An 18159-nucleotide genomic window follows, 5' to 3' on the forward strand; every position below is an offset into this window, starting at 1 on the left:
GCCCCTACTCTGTCGATCTACTGACTGTTAGTGGTGCCTGAAGCCGAGTCGCTAACACCCGCCTTGCGTGCCAAAAATTGCGTATAGAGGCCACCTGCAACGTCTGCACCTATCACGGCGATTACGATACCCAGACCGGCTGCCAGGTAGAGGTTGCTCCATAGAGCCATCGCGAGCAGCAACGTGGCCATACCGAGTAGTCCAGAAGCGAGAAAGCGTAACGCTACACGCTGAAGGATTTGGCGAAGGCCCAGGTCACTACCTGAGGCGCGAAGCATTTCCCCAGACAAACCAGCGAGGCTCAGCAGAACCAACAACCACAGGGGTACATCGGTCAGTGCCTGATGCTCGGAGTTCATCTTGAGTCCTCAAATAGGTCGGCCTTCCAGTCGCTGGCATCCGCTTTAGGCAAGGAGACAGGCGTGGGGCCGAAAAACGAAAAAACCCAGCTCTAAGGCTGGGTTTCTATAAGGCGTCATGCTGCGTTCACAGCAATTCACGCTGCTATGAAAACAAATTTATTCCGCGCGGAAAAGTCAAATATTTCAAAATTTCACAGTACCCAACCACTAATTAAGCTTATCCGCCTTGAGCCGATTTCAGACTACAGAATCCGCTTCTTTTTCAAGAGGAATTTGGGAGAGGGCTTTTTTCACTTTAGATATACCCGGAACCTTCATCGAGCGAGCAAAATTCAAATCTTCGGTTAACATTTCCACAGTGTTTTTTTCTATAGCCACGCCTGGCCCTATGAATTTTTCCTCAATAACTTCCAGTATACTTTCTAAAATTCGAGTTACGCCGTGTTTATTTCCAGCTTCCGCAGCTGCCTGCAATCCCTGACCGAGCGAGATCAACATATTCTCTGGCACACCATCCAAGTGCCACACAATCATTTCGACTTCCCTCAATTCCATTTCGGCGTTAGCAAGTTTTACATCTACAGAACGTAGACCCTCACTAAACTTCGCAGTCATCCCTTCTACAGATTTAATCTCAGCTATTAGCTCTGATCGAACGTTCTCAGTCGTCGATCTTACCTCTGCCAACTGGAGCAGCACCCTATCCAAAATTACTTTATTACTTTCATCAAGAATCATACTTATCTCCCGCTTAGACTCTTCCAGCTGCAGATTCACCTCTGCACGGTAAGAAACTAAACGGCTCTCAAAGTCTGACTTGATGCGATCTTTGTCTTGCTCATAAAACTTGAAGTTTGTGAAATAGCTTAGACCCATTATAACGAGCACGAAGCTTGCAACGATACCTAACGACCAAAAAACGGTGGTCTGCTGAGAGGATTGAAACTCTTTTATTAGTTTATTCTGGTCTTTCAAAAGAAGGAGCTCTGAATCCTTCAGAGATATTGTTTTCTCAACCCCTGGAGAACTTACAACCGGCACAGAGTCGACAAATAAAGGCGGGACCACGCTAGACTCCGAAAAAGCATTAGTTGAACATATCAAAAAGACGCTCACAAAAACACTAACCACCCATTTCATACCTACAACTCCTAGCCAGTTTAAACTTCCATTAACCAACAAAAACACCTATACACTTGCACGAAAGATAGCTTTATCAAAATCATTAGAAGCCATCCTCACGGCACCAGCACAATATTGCAGAATTTTCATGCAGCCGGATGCATGACATGTACTACACAATCTATCCACGCGGATCCTGCCCTAGTTAGCTCTCTAGCTTTACCCTCACTGAGACCATAATGCTTTCCTACACGGACCATAGGCCATTTAGCTCCATAGTACAGCCAAATGATGTCTCCCATTTGCTGATCGCGTTGCGTTAGCTTCGCTACTGCGCTATCGATGGTCAAAGCCCAATCATCAGTGATGCAATAGCTCCTGCTTGAGGATGGCTGGGATATTGCCTGACGCATAAGCGATAAGGTGGGCGAGGTATAACCAGGCACACCCATCACGTCCATTCTCCACAACCCCCACTGCTCAAGCAGGTATTCGGTATCCCCTAATGGCCGGCCTGCCGGCTTTCGAATCATCATGCTCTTAATCCCCTGTGTAATTTGTTCCGTCTGCTCCCAGACGGTTTGGTTGTTCGTATTGGCTCTGTGGCCCTATCGGTGTTGGAGGAGTCTTTAACGCCAAGACTTCGCGCTGTACCTGCTGCAATTTGAAACTCAATTGGGTAACCAGCTCGTCAACAGAAAGCACCAACTTGCTCCCCTGAACAACCCAACCTGAGCCGTTGCAATCCGTGCAAACCAACTCATAAAACACCCCTGCTACTACCGCCTTACCCTTGCAGATCGAGCAAGGTTCAAGCTCGATCCGTTCCCGCTTAAAGCCAGGCCCCTGTCGTTTCAGCACGTTTTAAAACCTCGCCCTTAACAAATTGTGGTTCTGGCTCGCAGGCCCCGCCGTTCAAGGCGTCTACAAGGTTTTGCGAATCTTCATATCTAACGCCTGTCTGCGCGTGAATCGCCTTGAAGCCACGCACATCTAACCAGTCGTGCCACTTCTCCAAAGCCAGGCGGCGCTGCTCTTTGGCCTGGGTGTTGATGTACGTGGAAGCAATCTTGCCCAGGGAGTGGTTCAGCAGCATCTCGCCGATATGGCCGTCGACGCCCAGGTCTGTCCAGGCGGTGCGAGCCACTTTGCGTAGGTCGTGACTGGTCCAGGCGCCCTGCCCCAACCGAGTGAACACGGCACTGGCTTGGTTATCGCTCAGCGGCCTGCCACGGCGCGACGGAAACAGAAAAGCCCCGGTGTAGCCCTGGGCGCTCTGGCGGTCACGGTAACGGCGCAGCAGCGCGCACACTTGATCAGTCAGCGGCACGCGCAGCTCGGTCTTGCTCTTGGTGTGTTCCGCCGGCAGGAACCACTCACGCTCAGGCAATGCAATGTCAGCCCAACGCGCCTGGCGGGTTTCACCGATCCGGGTGCCGTGGCACAGCATCATCAAGGCCAGCATGGCGTCACCTGGCGCGCTGTCGAAGCGCTCGGCCAGCAGCGTCACTAACTCTGGCACCTGCACATCACGCAGGCGAGCGGGCTTGGGCTGAATTTGCGCCGACGTGAAGTTGCTGAACTTCAGCTCGGCCATCGGGTTAACCGGGATTAGGTCCAGCTTGCGCGCCTGACGAAAGGCCATCGCCAGCAGACGAAACAACTGCTGAACATATGACAGCGACAGCTCTGCCTGCACCGGCCACATCAGCAACCGGTCGAGAGCCTGGGCGTTAACATCGCGAAGCAACAAATCACTCAGGCGCGGCTTGAGCTGGCAGTTGATCGCAGATTTGATGGCCGCGCGGCGCTTGTCAGACAGTGCCCGCGACTTGGCCATGCGCTCCCCGAACCAGTCGAGCAACTCGCCGACGGTCAGCCAGCCCGACACGCTGGCCGCGCCATCCGCCGCCACGCGCAGGCGTACCGCCGGCAACGCTGCGATCACCTGCTTGGTGTTCAGGTCAGGAAAGGCGCCAATACGGTGCCACTGGCGCTTGTTGAGCAAGTACCAGGAACCGCGCGCACGATTTTTGGCGAAACGAAAGTGCAATGCAGGGTGGCCGGCATCGCGCAGGTCTCGCACATGCTCGAGCTTAGCCTTGCGCACAATCTCGGCATCCGACAGTTTTACTGTCAGGGTTTTGATTCGGGTATTCAAACGTTGCCCTCCTTTCGGGCAAGTAGGTCAACGACCTCAAAAGTCGATGGCCACATCCAATCGCCGTAGCGCTTGGCCATGGCCTCATCAGCGAACAAAGCCACGGCATGGTCAGGCAGGACGTCCATGTCCAACTTGAAGCCGCAGCAATGCACCGCATAGCGGTAATTGGCCGGGACCGGAACGGCCAGGCGAATCGGTGCCATCAGTTTTTTTCCTTTGTGTAACGACCGGCCAGACTGCTGACCTTTTCGGGTTTAGTCGGCTCAACCCAGCCCGCTGCGAGCTGTTCGAATCGGCTGTATTGACCGTGGAAAGCGGCACGCACGGTGCCGCCTGCAATATCACGGCCCTTGCCGATAATGATTTCGGCAATGCCTTTGGCTTCGGAGTGTTCGTGGTAGACCTCGTCGCGGTACACGAACAGGATGATGTCCGCGTCCTGCTCAATGGCGCCGGATTCACGCAGGTCAGAACACAGCGGGCGTTTGTTAGGACGCTCTTCGCATTTGCGGGAGAGCTGGCTGAGCAGAATCACCGGGACGCCCAGCTCTCGGGCCATGAGCTTCGCGGTTCGCGTCATGTGGCTGACTTCCTGCTCACGGCTGGACGTGCGCGAGTCGGACTCCACTAATTGCAGGTAATCGACGACAATGAGGTCCAAGCCATACCGACGCTTATGGCGGCGAGCGGCCGAGCGCAGTCGATTCATTGACATCGACGCGCGATCCGACAGGAACAGATTCGACTTCTTGAGCTTACCGGCGGCGCTCATCAGCTCGGCGCCGTGAGTATTAGGGGCTTTGCCATTCTTGATCAGCTGTAACGGCACTCGCCCTTCGGAAGCCATGAAGCGATCCATCAGGCCCGTGTTATCCATTTCCAGGCTGAACGCCATCACGCTTTTGCCATCACGGATAGCCGCGTGAGACGCGATATTCATGGCGAGCGTGGTTTTGCCCATGGCCGGTCGGCCAGCGATGATGATCAGTTGGCCAGGCTTGAGGCCTTGCAGCTTCTCGTCCAAATCAGGAATGCCCGTGGACAGGCCGTCAATTTCATCACCACGATCAGCCCGGGCCTGCAGCACCTCGATGTAGTCGTTGAGAAAGTCCTCAGCCTTGACCACTTCGGATGTTGCCGATTGGCTGTCAATGGCGTGGGACTCAGCCTGTACCGCTGCAACCTTGTCAGCCGCCGGCTGGTCACCGTAGGCAATGTCGTTGATCCGCACGCTCAGCTCGATGATCGACCTATCCAGGCTGCGCTCACGAACCGTTCCGGCGTAGGAAGCGGCGTTTGCAACGCTTGGCGTATTGCGGGCAATTTCTGCGGCATAGGCAAACGAACTCGCACCACCAGGCAGATCCCCCACATAAACCCCGACGGTCACGATATCGACGGGATGACCATCACCGTGCAAGGCCAAAATCCCGCGATACAGCTCGGCGTTGTCCTCGTAGTAAAAGTCCTCGGGCACCAGATCGGCGGCCAGTACGTCGATCAGCTCAGGGCGCAGGAACATCGCCCCCAGCACACCGTGTTCGGCTTCCAGGCTGTAGGGATCACGCATTGTAATTACCCTCAACGACCTTCACGAAGTTGCTCGGGGCAATCAGCCAATCGAAGTTGCAGCGGAAAGGATTCCCGCCAGAAGCCGAAACCTTACCCATCAGAAACTCGCTGCAGCGCACCAGGGCGAAGTAGTCAGCCCAGAAACTGAGATCCTGATGAACATCGCTTTCGTTCCAACGTGCGCTGACCTTTGCAATCCGATCCTTGGTCAACAACATGACTCGGGGAAACTCCGGGATCGTTGCGTTGAACAAATCGACGATTGCCTGAGTTGGGCATTTCGGCTTCGAAATTTTCGTTGGTTGCTCGGCGCCAACAAGATGTGACGGTTCACTTGATGGTTCTATTACGGTTCTGGGTGCGGCTGCTGCGGGGGTTTGCGTCGTGAGCTGCGGGGGTGGTGGTGCGTCTGCTGCGGGGTGCGCCGCCTGCGGGGGTGCATAAGATGCGGGGGTTAGGGTGTAAATCGTCGAGCGCCCCATCCGTTCCCGGACGGACAGGATGCCAACTTGGCCGAGCCACTTGATGGCAGCCTGAACGGTTCTTTCAGCAAGGCATGTACGCTCAGAAATACGAGCTACCGAAGGCCAGCAAACACCCTCGTCGTTTGCATTGTCAGCCAGCGAGATTAGGACTGCTTTTTGCGGGCCACTCATGCCTTGCAACGGCCAGCACAGGCTCATGATGATGGTACTCATGCGGGAAGATCCTGGGCAGGTGCCAGGGACGCCTTCAAGTAATCGAGGCATTCCCGGCGGAATTGAGACTTGGAAGCGCGCGAATACTGGCCGCTGATCATCAGGGCGGCATTCATCGCTGCGGATTGATTGGTTACTGTGTGTCGTGACACCTTTTCAGGCTCGCCGGGAAGTGTCGCGACAACGCCAGAACTATTGACTGGAGGGGTGTTTTTGATCATTATTGACCTCGCTAAAACGCTGTACTGAACCGCCCTGCCAGGCGGTTTTTTTATGCCTGCGATTTGGGTACTGGATGAATCAACAGCTAATCCAGATCACTACCAGGCCTCGTTCTTCAGGTACAAAATCATCCCAACGAACGGCTAAGAGGCCTCTGGATATAGATCCGGTCTAAGCTCATGACGCGGTATACCGGTTGCCTGCTCGACGGAGATCACGCGCTCCGCTGGCACTCGCCCGGAGGCACACCAGCGCTGAACGTTCTGTGGCGTGCAGCCAAGAACGCGAGCTAGGGCCGACTGGCTGCCTGCTGCCCTGGCAGCACGCTCTGCTGCATTAGGTTCCATAGAATCCTCGTTAAAACCGCAATTACAACTCAAAGTTACAGAATTTCGAATATATCTACAAGTGAGAATTGCAATGCTCGCTACAAGTGCTGGTTGTATTCTCACTTCCATGACAACGACCTCCTCACGCATAGCCGCAGCACGAGAAGCGCAGGGACTCAATCAATCTGAGTTAGCCCGCAAGCTTGGCGTTAGCCCTCAGTCGGTCCAAGCATGGGAGTCGGGGCGCACAGCTCCACGAAACCCGCGCATCAAGCATCTGAGCGAAGTGCTTGGCGTCTCAGTGGCTTACTTGATGGGTGAATCTGGGCCAGCCGAATCACACAGCGCCACTACTGACACCTCTCTGCAAGCAATCGAACCCTGGGACGAAAGCACCCCTCTTGATGACGATGAGGTTTACGTACCTTTTCTTCGCGAGATTGAGCTCGCGGCCGGCTCTGGAAAATTTGCCATAGAGGAAAGCGACAGCTCTCGACTACGCTTTTTCAAGAAGGATCTGCGGCACAACGGCGTTCAATTCAGTAACGCAAAGTGCGTGGTTGTAAGCGGGAACAGCATGCTTCCGGTATTACGAGACGGCGCAACCGTGGGTATCAATGTTGGAAAAAATACACTGAAGGACGTGGTTGACGGGGAGATGTACGCCATCAACCACAACGGCCAACTCAGAATTAAGCAACTGTTTCGCCTACCCACAGGCATTCGGTTGCGAAGCTTCAACCGCGATGAGCATCCTGATGAGGAGTACACATTTCAGGAGATCCAGGAGCAGCAACTTGGCATTCTGGGCCATGTGTTTTGGTGGGCAATGTACTCCCGCTAACCAATTCTAAATTCATTCCAAATCACCAGAGCCCGCCATTGCGCGGGCTTTTTCATGCATCCTGAAATTACAAAAATGCATCCTTTCTCCAAAAATAATTACAACCCAGGCTTGCAAATTACAATTTACGGTTGTAATTTTGCCTCGTCGCCGGATAACAACCGGCCCGATGGAAGGCAGCGATGAACCGGCCTTAATGGTTCAGAGGGTTGGCAACTGACCCGGGTGCGCAGCGTAAAGCGCCAAGACGAGTTATCCAGCGGGAGAACAAGCCGAAAGGCCCGCGGCTGGACAAACAATTTGATGGGCCGGCGACGACGCCAGTAGCGGGAAGCCGGCAAGCGACACCAGAAGATTTCACTTCTGCACCTGGTGACGGGTGCAGCGGGAAAACAACCGGGAGTCTAAGCGATGAACGAAATCATCAACGGCGCATGGAAGGGTCACCTCGGTAGAGGCCTTGCGCCCAAAGAGCTTCAGTACCTACTGGCCGCCGCCCAGGGCATGACGGCCAAAGAGATTGCCCGCCAGTTCGACGTGGCAGCCTGCACTGTAGCGAAGCGCCTTTCCTGCGCCATGTTCAAGCTCGGCGTTACCCGCCAGACCGCCATGATTGCCGAGGCTATGCGCCGCCAGATCATCTCGCCCATGTGCTTCGTGTTGGCGGCGCTGATCGCCATGCACGCAATGATCGGTGACGAGTCAATGCGTCGTGACCGCCGGGTGCCAGAACGCCGTATGGCAGAAGTCAGAATGGTACGCCGCGCCGAACAACCGATGCTGCTCGCTTAACTCAAACACCGAGGAAAAAGATATGCCCGAATCAATTCAAGAGCGTGCCGAAGGGCTCGCGGCTCTCCGTGTCCGCGCAACCATTGCCACCAGCGCGATGTACGCCTTGATAGGCAAAGAGCAGCCCGTGCAAGAGATTCGCTTTCAGGTAGTCAATAAGGGCCGCTGCGCCTATCACATCGTCGAGCGCTCCACCGGTAAGGTAATGGGGATGTGTTTCACCTGGAAGGCAGCGATCAACCGCGCCAAGGTGCTGGAAGCGCGCGCCGACGGCAAAAAGATAAATATCGAACGCTGGTCGCAATAATTATTGTAAAGATGGGTAACCCCAAAGTGGCAGTGATCGCCGATCCGTATCATCAGATGGACGCATTATTCATCATGGGCAATAAAGCCAAAGAGGTAGATATGCACTCGTATCAATGTTGAATAAATTGATTTATATACGACTTTACTCGATCATCAGGGTCGAATGCGCGAATGTTGAACATAGCGCCGCCAGCTGAAGAAAGATCAAAAACCACTTCACTATAGCCAGGATCCAAGGACTTAACCATTGATATGAACGAGTCTTTATTTCCAGTGGAAGCTTCAGCCAATCCTCGGGCCGCTGCATAAGCTAGAATGTCCGCCAGATCTAGAAACAATGGTTTCAAACCGTGAACCGGCTCAGAAAAAAACATTTCATTTTTATGTTCAACTGGAAAAAAACTACGAAGATTATCCACTTGTCGCTTTTGGTTTAAAAAAAGAATCTTAGTTTTATCACCGTCAACATAAGACTTAACGCGTGTGGGCGGAAAAATATGTGTTAACGGCCCAATCGCGGCATGAAAACAGAGGTGCATTTTCGTCTTTAGATTATCTAGATGCAAAGTGAGCGGTTTCGCAGCGTTCTCAGAATCAAAAAGAAGACTATCAGGTGCCTTCCTAGCATCCATATAGCCAACCCATCCTCGGGCACCCGCTATGAAAGACTGAATCATTATCTCATCTAAAAACTTTAGCACCATTTCATTCGTGAGTTCTGAGAAATAGGTCTTCGATCGCGCATGCTTATTGAAAAGCTCACGACAATGAATTCTTGCACCTTCATCTACTCCGAATCTTTTTTTAACTTTGTTTACGTAAGATTCTACCAGCTGATGTTTTTTCTGCGGAATTATTATGAAGGCATACGTAACAACCTCATTAAAATGACTTTCATCTCCATACAGCGCTACATCCATTATTCCCTGCGTCATGCTCTGCTCTCCATGTGGCTTATATATTTTAACTTCATTACTCTACCCCTCAGCCGACTTAAGCCAATCACGAGCTATACCCGAAGTCAAAAATATCACGCCAACCATCAAAGATTATTGCTCTAATTAATATACTGGCATTACCACAATCGGTTCGGTGATCGTCCATTTTTTGTCATCCATACCAAAAACTCCTTACCAGTCATCGTTAGTTTGATATCCTGCCCCTCGACAACAACTAACTCTTTTGCAATGAGAAAACCCAAATATGGCTCCATCTCCCAATCATCCATATGTGGACTATTGCGAGCTTTAAGGGCTTCCCACTCTCGATGGGTTTCACCTAAAGAGACGCCAGTTACGCCTCGCTGATTTAGTAATTCTAGAAACTGAATTTGCCCACCGAATATGAATGAATAGATATTTTCAAAGTACCAAAGCACTCGCCAACCCACATCATCACTGAGCAGAAAATTCAACTTCTCCTGATCGCTCTTACTCGCTAGTTGCTGTTGAACAATGCCCAAAACTATCCCATATGAATGGGGAAACTCCCCATCGGGAAATACCCTTATTTCACCTTGACTAGTTGAAGGCTGTATTTGTGGCTGTGGCGACTCAACTTCAAACCCGCTGGCACTAAAGCTCTTGATCCTTGGCAAAATATTCTTTACTTCATTCTTGAAGAAGTAGACCGTAATTAAAAACATAATGAGAGCCACATGAGGCCAGCCTAAACCGCTCCACAGCCCTACAAATACACGCTCAAACCATTCCCATATAGCTGTCACAACTGAAAAAAAGCCAGACCAGTTATCACCGTTCAACATCGTTCTCCTCCCTCGATCTCATGTCGAGCCGTCAAGCAATAGCTCATAAATTCACTTCACGCCAGCCGGTGAGGATCCCCTATGTCCGAACAACAGATCGACGAAAAGAAACTCGAGCGCGCAATCCGTAAGATAAAACACTGCCTGGCACTGGCGCAGAGCGCAAACGAGAACGAAGCCGCCACTGCGCTCAGGCAGGCTCAGGCACTGATGCGGGAGTACCGGCTGACCGAAATGGATGTGAAGTTGAGCGATGTCGGTGAAGTTGAGTCAGCCCTGTTCCGCACCAAGCGTAGACCAGCGTGGGATCAGCAGCTCAGCATAGCTGTAGCAGAAGCGTTCAGTTGCACAACCCTACGGCGCAGGACGTGGAGTTCTGCGAAAGGCCAGGTCATTGAGTGCGCAACATTCGTCGGAGTATCTCCCACCCAGAACATCGCCCTTTACGCGTACGAGGCACTGCATACCAAACTCACTCAGGCCCGGAAGGCCTATTGTTCAGCGGTCAGATCTGGAGCTCATAGCAGTCAGTATTCGGCAGAAACTGCCGGCGACCACTTTGCACTGGCGTGGGTCTGGGAGGTTCAGTCGAAGCTAAAAGCGCTTGTACCTCAAGGCGACGATGATCCGCTCGGGAATCTCACCACGGGCCAAGACCTTGTTGCGATTCAGGCTCAGGACAAGGCACTGATCAGCGAATATCTCGCTACCCAGGAAATCGGGAAGTCCAGGAAAGGCAAGGCGGTAGAGCTGGATCTAAACGCCCAGATCGCCGGGATGCTTGCTGGCAGCAAGGTGGAACTGCACGCCGGCATCGCGCGGGGTGGTGAGGACACCCTCGCGCTTTCCGTACTCGCTTGAACTCCCCTGCCCACAGAAGCCCTATAGCCCCGCGCCAGCAATCAACCGGGCCCCGACCTCACGCCCAGCAACCTGCGCCAGGCCGCGGTCAACATAGGTTCGGTCACCCGCAATAACCGGCACCACAACCTCACCACCGCGCTTTACCTCGACGTTGATACGCCAGGTCTCCCGGCCTTCCTCGTCCTTGTCGCACTCCATGTAGTTCCAAACCTGAAAGCCTTCGATCTCATCGTAAATATCGTGCTTGGTCATGGTCCAGCCCATTTATAGGAAGGGGCCATCGTAGCACCACACCCCGGGCATGGCCCGGCAAGGACTCCCTATGCTTACAGCAATTGACCTATTTTCTGGTTTTGGCGGATGGACGCGCGGCGGCAAAGACGCAGGTCTCGACGTCCTATGGGCGGCCAACCACTGGCCGGCGGCCGTGGAGTGGCACACCAAAAACAACCCAGAGACGCAGCATGTCTGCCAGGACCTGCATCAGGCTGACTGGTCGCGGGTGCCGAAGCACGACGTCATGCTGGCTTCTCCGTGCTGCCAGGGCCACACCAAGGCGCGCGGCAAGGCGTCGGGAAACCCGCAGCACGACAACTCGCGGTCGACGGCCTGGGCGCCAGTAGCGAACGCCGAGTTCCACAGGCCCGATTTCGCTGTTATCGAGAACGTGCCGGAGTTCTTGGACTGGATTCTGTACCCAGCCTGGGCCGATGCAATGCAGCGCCTGGGCTACTCGCTGGCACCGCACATCGTGGACTGCGCCGACCTCGGCGTACCACAGCACCGGGTGCGCCTATTCATGGTCTGTTCTCGCAGCAAGGCCCCTCTCCACCTTCAGCTCCAGCAGCACCAGCATGTGCCCGCAAGCGAGATCATCGACTTCAACGCCGGAAAGTGGTCGCAGATCATCAAGCCAGGCCGAGCCGAATCGACGCTAACCCGCGTGAAGAATGGGCGCAAGCGCTTCGGAGATCGCTTCGTAATGCCCTACTACGGTTCCGGGTCTGGGCTCACCGGCCGCAGCCTGGACCGACCAATCGGCACCATCACTACCCTGGACCGCTGGGCAGTAGTCGACGGTGAAAGGATGCGCATGATCACCGCCGCTGAGGCCATGGCCGCCCAGTCCTTCCCGAAAGATACCCTCCGCCCGGACAATCATAAATTGACCATGCACATGACTGGGAACGCCGTACCGCCATTGGCCGGCCAACGCATAATTGAGGCGCTAATGGCATGTGGGTAGGCCAGTTAAAAACATCACCTTGCGCGGCTTCGCACCTCAGTTTCTAGAGTGTCTAGCTCTTCCATCCAGCGCTCAATTAGCTGTCGATTCGCCGAAATTTTCTTCCATCGCCTAAAGTTGATCGCCGGTTCTCTTGATACGTCGTAGAGAGTGGCACTTACAAACTCACCATAGTTAGCCACCTCTCTCAAGCCAATGATGAAGTAGACCATCTGACTTGAAATGGCTGTGACAGGGATTTCACGCAGCATTGCAGCTGCTTGATTGAGTTCATGCAGAAGAGAGTCACTTTTGGAGCCGCTTAATTGGGTTCCGAAAAGCGAAGATGTTGGCTGAGCATATACCTCAAGCCTAGCATATAAGCCCTCCATATGAACCATTAATGCGTAAGTAGCACTCATCCCGTTCAAGCGTTCACCAAGAGTTTCTTCTGCTCGGTCATTTCGCTGTTGTCTGCTTTGAAAATAGGGCAGAGCAATGGCAACTATAATTGCCACAAATGCGCCAATCGCTTGGGCCCAGCCAGCGGAATCAGCAGGCAGCCACCCATTGCGAACCCAGTATGCAACTGACCCCACAAGCAACCAAAGTGTGGAGCCTGCAACAAGTAGAATCCATATCGTCCATATGGTGTATTGAGCAATTCGTTCAAAAAAACACCTTTTCATCCCGCCTCCTGAACACACAAAATTTCGAGCAGACCTTAATCACCAGTAAGGGGCATGGTGACTGGGGCTTTTGGTCAACTGCTTGAAGGTACTTTACTTTGCCGAACCTACATCGAAACGGTTAACTGATGTGGCTTATGAAGCAAGTCTCCCAAGAAGAATTCTGCTTTGCTTTTCCATATCCGCATAAGCGAATTCGATCTTGAGTGCGTGTACACGATTTATATTTTGAAGGCCGATCAATTTCTTATCTTCAGGATCTGAATCATCGCCCTCTCCATCACCAAATGTAATTTCGATCATGGCATCTTTGGCGACTCTTACCATCTCGTCCAATACTGTAGGCGAACACTTAAATTGCTCTAGTTCGGAATCAGATAGAAGAACCATCATTACGTCCCATGCTTTACCGAATTCGGAAACATGATTAAACCAATTCCTTTGATCTTCGTCTGGAAAATCATCCGCCAAAGCCCTGTCATTGCGAGAGCGAAGATATTCTGCAAGGTGATTCGACAAGCTAGCCAAGTAAATATGGGGATGAATTGCACCATGTAAAAAACTTCTCACCGCAATCACTGCATCGTATTTTTTTTGAAGCTGGAACTGGGCTTTCCAGGAGCTCAATGCAAAAACTGCCGTTACAGCGGCTCCTACCGTGGCAATACTCGATATGGCACCCAAGAAAGCTATGAAGCTCAACTGACTATCTTTTGTAAAAATAAAGCCGAAGATAGATCCTGCGAAAAACAGCAGCAGGCAATATAGAAAGATTAGCCAGCGCTCACCATAAACATTCCCCATACATCCATCCGTTCGCAATAGTGCGTTGGAGAATACCTGTATGTCTGAAATAAAAGAACGCCCCATCTTGATATCGGCACCGATTTTGCGTTCCGCCCTGGAAGGCCGAAGCCCGCTGGCAATACTACGGCACCGCGCTCGCTTCGATGTTCGCATGCCAAGCCATCAATGGACTGCCAGAGCCGGAGGGGTGATCGCCTGCGGCTCAACCATCACGGTCGCAGCTTGCCGCGCTATCGCCGTCCGCAGCCTGGGCGATGTCATCGATATCCCTTCCGAACTCATCTAACCCCAATCCCCTTCATACCTGCCGGTGACCGGCGGGCGAGGTATTCCTATGTCGGAAACACAGCAAACACAGGAGCCCTTTCGGCTCGACAAGGTGCCGGAGGCTCAGATGGCCGAGATCATCGGCACCACTAAGCGGGCACTGGAAGGCAAGCGCGACCGCCGCGTAATTCCTGAAGGCGTTTGGAACAAGATTGACGGCAGGATTTTTTATAGCTTAAGGAGATACGAAGCATGGCTAGAAAGCCAATGGGCCTGCCCACAGGAGTTGAATTCGTTGGCCAGTCCGTTCGCATTCGCTTCACCTGGAGAGGCGAGCGACGCTGCGAGACTCTCGCACACCCACAAACCCCAAAAGGGATTAAAGCGGCAGCCGATCTACGCGATCAAGTAATAAGCTTGGCAAAGCATGGGGTTTTGGATGATCAGCGATACGCTGAGCTGTTCCCAAACTCCAGCTACATGCCAGTATCGCTGGTGATGACATTCGGCGAGTACGCCCAGGCCTGGATTGATAGCTTGGAGATCGTGCCCGGCACGCGCAGAAACTATCGCGCAACGATCAACACCTACTGGATGCCATGGCTTGGGCAGCTCCCGATCACGGCAATCAACACAATGGTGCTACGCAGGGTAATAAGCGAAACAGTTTGGGAAACACAGTCGATTAAACGCGAGTCGATAGCGCGGGTCACTTCACTACTGAAGTCTGCCGTGCAGGATGAGTTGCTTGATCGCAACCCGGCGACGCCGATCAAGCTCCCGAAGAAAGCAAAAAAGCAGGTAGATCCGTTTTCGGGTGATGAAGCGGCTGTAATCGTTGAGTGGATGTACGCGAATTTTAAAAAGCCAGGCGTGCGGATATTTGCCGCTTACTTTGAATTTGCGTTCTTCAGCGGGCTGAGAACCGGCGAGATAGCGGCGTTGCGCTGGGATGAGATCGACATGGACGCGCGCACTGCACATGTCTGCCGAATCGTTGTAGATGGGGAAGTAGAGGAGCGCACCAAGACGAAGTACGCGAGGACGGTGATGCTTAATAGTCGAGCGTTGAATGCCCTGCGGAAAGCTAAGCAGATCGCCGATGATCGACTGCTACAGCGTCGGAGAATCAAGACCAAATCGCAGTATGTATTTCCGCCATCGGGGGGGTCTGAATTCATCTGCCGCCCGTCTCAGACCGGCGACCAGTTCAGCAAGGCGTTGGTGGCGCTTGATCTACGGCATCGACCGCAGTACAACTGCCGACACACCTATGCAACCATGTGTCTAATGGCAGGCATGAATCCTGCGTTTATCGCCGGCCAGCTTGGCCACAGCGTCCAGGTATTGCTGACGACTTACGCAAAATGGCTATCGTCAACCACTGACTGGTCAGAGGTCGGAAAGCTTGAGCAATCGATGATTGGTACAAAATTGGTACAAGCCTGACCAATCATCGGCTTAGAGCCTTTATTTAAAGGCTCTCTATCACTTTCTGATCCATACTCCTAAAATGTAACGGCATTTATCAAAAACCCGTTTCCGAACGGTATTTCCTTACTTTTTTTAGCGAGTTCATCCGCGTGAAAATTCGTCTTTCTATCATCAGCCTATTTTTCGCTTTCACAGGCCACTTCGCGCACGCCGCCGAAACCACCCAGGCCCCGCGTGATACGTCCAAGCTGCAAATCGCCTCTGGCAGCGCCATGCTGGTGGACCTGCAGACCAACAAGGTCATTTATTCCAGCAACCCGGACGTGGTGGTGCCCATCGCTTCGGTGAGCAAATTAATGACTGGCCTGATCGTGCTCGAAGCCAAGCAGAACATGGATGAGTACATCGATATCAACATCACCGACACGCCGGAAATGAAAGGCGTGTTTTCGCGCGTGAAGATCGGCAGCCAGATGCCGCGCAAGGAAATGCTGCTGATCGCCCTGATGTCCTCGGAAAACCGCGCCGCCGCGAGCCTGGCCCACCACTATCCGGGTGGTTATGCAGCCTTCATCGCCGCGATGAACGCCAAGGCCAAGGCGCTGGGCATGACCAGCACGCATTATGTCGAACCCACGGGCCTGTCGATCCACAACGTGTCCACCGCCCGCGACCTGAGCAAATTGTTGGCCGCCGCGCGTCACTACCCGTTGCTGAGCCAACTGAGCACCACCAAGGAAAAGACCGTGTCGTTCCGCAAGCCCAACTACACCCTGGGCTTCTCTAACACGGACCACCTGATCAACCGCGCCAACTGGGACATCAAGCTGACCAAGACCGGCTTCACCAACCAGGCCGGCCACTGCCTGGTGCTGGTGACCAGCATGGGCAACCGTCCGGTGTCGCTGGTGATCCTGGATGCCTTTGGCAAATTCACTCACTTTGCCGATGCCAGCCGCATTCGCAACTGGGTCGAGACCGGCAAGAGCGGTTCGGTGCCGGATGTGGCGTTGCGCTACAAGGCTGACAAGAACCTGAAAAACCGTCCTAACGCCGCCGAAGTACGTCGCTGATCACACACTGATGCAGGAGCTGGCGTGTGTGGGAGCTGGCTTGCCTGCGATCGCATCACTGCGGTGTAACTGGAACACCGCAGTGCCTGCATCGCGGGCAAGCCCGGCCCCCACACAACCCCGCTCCCACACTGGAGCATTGGTGTGTTGTTTACTTGCGTTCTGCCAGCACCTTCAGCGCCTGCGCCGCCGCGCGCTCCTGCCCCGCCTGGCCCGTCGCGTTGGCCGCATCCCGCCAGCGCTGCGCGTCCACATTGGCCGGCAACTGGCTCGGGCGCTGGGTGAGGATCGCCCAACTTCCGGCGCTGTTCCACTTTGACTCAAAGTCGCTGAAGCTCATCAACAACCGCCGGTCCATGCCCGAGCGCAGCAACACCGTGCTTTTCTGTTGATTGAAACCCACCACGACCACGTAGCGCGCGTCCGACCACAGCCCGCCGCCGATTCGCGCCATCACTGGATAACCCGCCGCCACCTGTGCCAGCACCGCTGTCAGCTTGGCGTCCACCGGGTACACCATCAGCCCGTACTCGCGCGCCAGCACCTGCATGTTGCGCTCAAGGTCCGCTTCGCCGCCCGGCAAGTGCAGCGGCTTATCCAGCAACCCCGGTGTCATGACAATGCCTTGTTGCGACAGCATGCTGGCTAATGCCGTAGGACCGCTCTGATAAGCCTCGCTGCGAAACGTCGGCACGCCATTGAGTTCGACACGTTCCGGCAGGCCCGCCAGTTTCGACGGCGTCGCGGAACAGGCCGCAAGCCCCAGGGCGCAGGCCAATAGAACGGATGTTTTAAGGTTCGACCGTAACCGCAATTTTCTACTCTCTTGATCAACTGCCGGTAAGGGCCCTGATCATAGGACGCCCGGCCACGTGGGTATAGCCCGCAGGCTTAGTAAAGGGAATGGATAGAGCAAAGAAGTTGGAAGGACACGACCATTGGTCAATAGCAGGCAACGGCCAGGTAGCTAGACTGTCCATTGAGAAGACTGTGTGTGCCCCGGACGGGGCGTAAGGAGGCCCGAATGAGCCTTGCAACAACGATTTTCCTATTGATCTGCGGTTGGCTGGCGGTAGCCGGCGCCATGTTGTGGGGGGTGTTGCGCATAACCCGCCGGCACCATCACCCCCACGTCAAACCCGCTGCACCTGCCAAGCCCCATAAGGCGGCAGTGCATCACGCCTAGCCCGGCATGCAATTGAAGTCCTGAGTCGCCGCGACTTCCTTGCCGTGACCATCCATCAAGGCGGCGCGCACGGTGGTGCCGAGGCTGGATTCCACCAGGGTGTAGTGCTCACCCGCCTTGAAGTGCTTGTATTCGACGCGACCCTGGCAGTCCTGCTGGTTGTCGTCGCCCGGTTCTTCTTCGAACAGCGTTACATCCAAGCGATGGTCGCCCGGCGGCACTTCAAAAAAGCGCCCGTCATCCACGCGCTTGCCGTCTACACGCTCGGCCATCAGGTCGTTCGGTGCTTCTTCTTTCAGACCGATCCACGCTTCGCTCGGGTCAGCCTTGGGGATCGGGCCGGCGCACGCCGACAACAACAGCACGGCACCGAGGGTGGGGATCAACAGCAGTGGTTTGAGTGAAATGGTTTTGAGTGACTGGGTTTTGAGTGAC

The 18159-nt window shown here is 54.0% G+C and carries 25 protein-coding genes; 9 read left to right on the forward strand and 16 right to left on the reverse strand.

What is annotated here, in order from left to right:
* Positions 1-17: 17 nt before the first annotated feature.
* The 9 genes from KHP07_RS19295 to KHP07_RS29960 all read right to left on the reverse strand — a co-directional run bounded on the left by KHP07_RS19295 (position 18) and on the right by KHP07_RS29960 (position 6619).
* Entirely contained in the window at positions 18-359 is a 342-nt protein-coding gene (locus tag KHP07_RS19295) for a phage holin family protein (protein WP_214497791.1), read from the reverse strand.
* A gap of 240 nt (positions 360-599) precedes the next feature.
* Complete coding sequence (locus KHP07_RS19300; RefSeq protein ID WP_214497792.1) at positions 600-1502, reverse strand: hypothetical protein; 903 nt, start codon at positions 1500-1502, stop codon at positions 600-602.
* 128 nt (positions 1503-1630) lie between these two features.
* Positions 1631-2020: an antiterminator Q family protein gene (locus KHP07_RS19305; RefSeq protein ID WP_214497793.1), complete on the reverse strand. Its 390-nt coding sequence runs from the start codon at positions 2018-2020 to the stop codon at positions 1631-1633.
* A 296-nt stretch (positions 2021-2316) separates the two neighbouring features.
* Complete coding sequence (locus tag KHP07_RS19310; RefSeq protein ID WP_214497794.1) at positions 2317-3645, reverse strand: tyrosine-type recombinase/integrase; 1329 nt, start codon at positions 3643-3645, stop codon at positions 2317-2319.
* On the reverse strand, positions 3642-3851 hold the full coding sequence (locus KHP07_RS19315) for a hypothetical protein (protein WP_021492509.1): 210 nt from the start codon (positions 3849-3851) through the stop codon (positions 3642-3644). The genes KHP07_RS19310 and KHP07_RS19315 overlap by 4 nt, the downstream gene beginning before the upstream one ends.
* The gene (dnaB, locus tag KHP07_RS19320; RefSeq protein WP_214497795.1) at positions 3851-5218 is read right to left on the reverse strand and encodes a replicative DNA helicase; all 1368 of its coding nucleotides are present in this window, start codon (positions 5216-5218) and stop codon (positions 3851-3853) included. Before dnaB ends, KHP07_RS19315 begins: the two co-directional genes overlap by 1 nt.
* Positions 5211-5918 carry a helix-turn-helix domain-containing protein gene (locus tag KHP07_RS19325; RefSeq protein ID WP_250883634.1) on the reverse strand — a complete coding sequence of 236 codons (708 nt, stop codon included), beginning with the start codon at positions 5916-5918 and terminating at the stop codon, positions 5211-5213. Before KHP07_RS19325 ends, dnaB begins: the two co-directional genes overlap by 8 nt.
* Positions 5915-6139: a hypothetical protein gene (locus KHP07_RS19330; RefSeq protein WP_214497796.1), complete on the reverse strand. Its 225-nt coding sequence runs from the start codon at positions 6137-6139 to the stop codon at positions 5915-5917. Before KHP07_RS19330 ends, KHP07_RS19325 begins: the two co-directional genes overlap by 4 nt.
* Before the next feature lie 144 nt (positions 6140-6283).
* The gene (locus KHP07_RS29960) at positions 6284-6619 is read right to left on the reverse strand and encodes a transcriptional regulator (RefSeq protein ID WP_502937534.1); all 336 of its coding nucleotides are present in this window, start codon (positions 6617-6619) and stop codon (positions 6284-6286) included.
* On the opposite strand from KHP07_RS29960, the gene KHP07_RS19340 reads away from it, so the two are divergent.
* From KHP07_RS19340 to KHP07_RS19350, 3 genes are all read left to right on the forward strand, one after another.
* A complete protein-coding gene (locus tag KHP07_RS19340) occupies positions 6561-7313 on the forward strand; it encodes an XRE family transcriptional regulator (RefSeq protein WP_458936674.1) in 753 nt (250 codons plus the stop codon). The two genes, KHP07_RS29960 and KHP07_RS19340, sit on opposite strands and share 59 nt — an antisense overlap.
* 411 nt (positions 7314-7724) lie before the next feature.
* Positions 7725-8105, forward strand: coding sequence for a LuxR C-terminal-related transcriptional regulator (locus KHP07_RS19345; RefSeq protein WP_214497798.1), 381 nt, complete (start codon positions 7725-7727; stop codon positions 8103-8105).
* 22 nt (positions 8106-8127) lie between these two features.
* The gene (locus KHP07_RS19350; RefSeq protein WP_214497799.1) at positions 8128-8412 is read left to right on the forward strand and encodes a hypothetical protein; all 285 of its coding nucleotides are present in this window, start codon (positions 8128-8130) and stop codon (positions 8410-8412) included.
* A 112-nt stretch (positions 8413-8524) separates the two neighbouring features.
* Here KHP07_RS19350 and KHP07_RS19355 read toward each other — a convergent pair whose 3' ends face one another.
* Positions 8525-9349: a hypothetical protein gene (locus KHP07_RS19355; RefSeq protein ID WP_214497800.1), complete on the reverse strand. Its 825-nt coding sequence runs from the start codon at positions 9347-9349 to the stop codon at positions 8525-8527.
* 140 nt (positions 9350-9489) lie between these two features.
* On the reverse strand, positions 9490-10179 hold the full coding sequence (locus KHP07_RS19360) for a hypothetical protein (protein ID WP_214497801.1): 690 nt from the start codon (positions 10177-10179) through the stop codon (positions 9490-9492).
* A gap of 81 nt (positions 10180-10260) precedes the next feature.
* Between KHP07_RS19360 and KHP07_RS19365 the strand changes: the two genes are divergently transcribed.
* A complete protein-coding gene (locus KHP07_RS19365) occupies positions 10261-11040 on the forward strand; it encodes a DUF2786 domain-containing protein (protein WP_214497802.1) in 780 nt (259 codons plus the stop codon).
* Positions 11041-11061: 21 nt separating this feature from the next.
* On the opposite strand, the gene KHP07_RS19370 is transcribed toward KHP07_RS19365, so the two are convergent.
* A complete protein-coding gene (locus tag KHP07_RS19370; protein ID WP_214497803.1) occupies positions 11062-11295 on the reverse strand; it encodes a hypothetical protein in 234 nt (77 codons plus the stop codon).
* A 70-nt stretch (positions 11296-11365) separates the two neighbouring features.
* On the opposite strand from KHP07_RS19370, the gene KHP07_RS19375 reads away from it, so the two are divergent.
* Positions 11366-12289, forward strand: coding sequence for a DNA cytosine methyltransferase (locus KHP07_RS19375; RefSeq protein ID WP_214497804.1), 924 nt, complete (start codon positions 11366-11368; stop codon positions 12287-12289).
* Between the two features lie 14 nt (positions 12290-12303).
* Here the strand turns inward: KHP07_RS19375 and KHP07_RS19380 are convergent, their stop codons facing one another.
* Both KHP07_RS19380 and KHP07_RS19385 read right to left on the reverse strand, forming a co-directional pair.
* Positions 12304-12957: a hypothetical protein gene (locus KHP07_RS19380; protein WP_214497805.1), complete on the reverse strand. Its 654-nt coding sequence runs from the start codon at positions 12955-12957 to the stop codon at positions 12304-12306.
* Between the two features lie 135 nt (positions 12958-13092).
* Positions 13093-13917: a hypothetical protein gene (locus KHP07_RS19385; protein WP_214497806.1), complete on the reverse strand. Its 825-nt coding sequence runs from the start codon at positions 13915-13917 to the stop codon at positions 13093-13095.
* A 241-nt stretch (positions 13918-14158) separates the two neighbouring features.
* Between KHP07_RS19385 and KHP07_RS29765 the strand changes: the two genes are divergently transcribed.
* The 3 genes from KHP07_RS29765 to pbpG all read left to right on the forward strand — a co-directional run bounded on the left by KHP07_RS29765 (position 14159) and on the right by pbpG (position 16538).
* Complete coding sequence (locus KHP07_RS29765; protein WP_352152410.1) at positions 14159-14443, forward strand: hypothetical protein; 285 nt, start codon at positions 14159-14161, stop codon at positions 14441-14443.
* The gene (locus tag KHP07_RS19390) at positions 14344-15480 is read left to right on the forward strand and encodes a tyrosine-type recombinase/integrase (RefSeq protein WP_352152467.1); all 1137 of its coding nucleotides are present in this window, start codon (positions 14344-14346) and stop codon (positions 15478-15480) included. The genes KHP07_RS29765 and KHP07_RS19390 overlap by 100 nt, the downstream gene beginning before the upstream one ends.
* Positions 15481-15614: 134 nt before the next feature.
* A complete protein-coding gene (gene pbpG, locus KHP07_RS19395; RefSeq protein WP_078049281.1) occupies positions 15615-16538 on the forward strand; it encodes a D-alanyl-D-alanine endopeptidase in 924 nt (307 codons plus the stop codon).
* Positions 16539-16689: 151 nt separating this feature from the next.
* Here pbpG and KHP07_RS19400 read toward each other — a convergent pair whose 3' ends face one another.
* A complete protein-coding gene (locus KHP07_RS19400; protein WP_099492946.1) occupies positions 16690-17352 on the reverse strand; it encodes a peptidase C39 family protein in 663 nt (220 codons plus the stop codon).
* 210 nt (positions 17353-17562) lie between these two features.
* On the opposite strand from KHP07_RS19400, the gene KHP07_RS19405 reads away from it, so the two are divergent.
* Positions 17563-17724, forward strand: coding sequence for a hypothetical protein (locus KHP07_RS19405; RefSeq protein ID WP_178076807.1), 162 nt, complete (start codon positions 17563-17565; stop codon positions 17722-17724).
* Here the strand turns inward: KHP07_RS19405 and KHP07_RS19410 are convergent.
* A complete protein-coding gene (locus KHP07_RS19410) occupies positions 17721-18131 on the reverse strand; it encodes a PA0061/PA0062 family lipoprotein (protein WP_214497949.1) in 411 nt (136 codons plus the stop codon). The genes KHP07_RS19405 and KHP07_RS19410 overlap by 4 nt on opposite strands.
* Between the last annotated feature and the right edge of the window lie 28 nt (positions 18132-18159).

Origin of the sequence: Pseudomonas sp. VS40 (assembly GCF_018587885.1) — a bacterium.
Lineage (GTDB): Bacteria > Pseudomonadota > Gammaproteobacteria > Pseudomonadales > Pseudomonadaceae > Aquipseudomonas > Aquipseudomonas pergaminensis.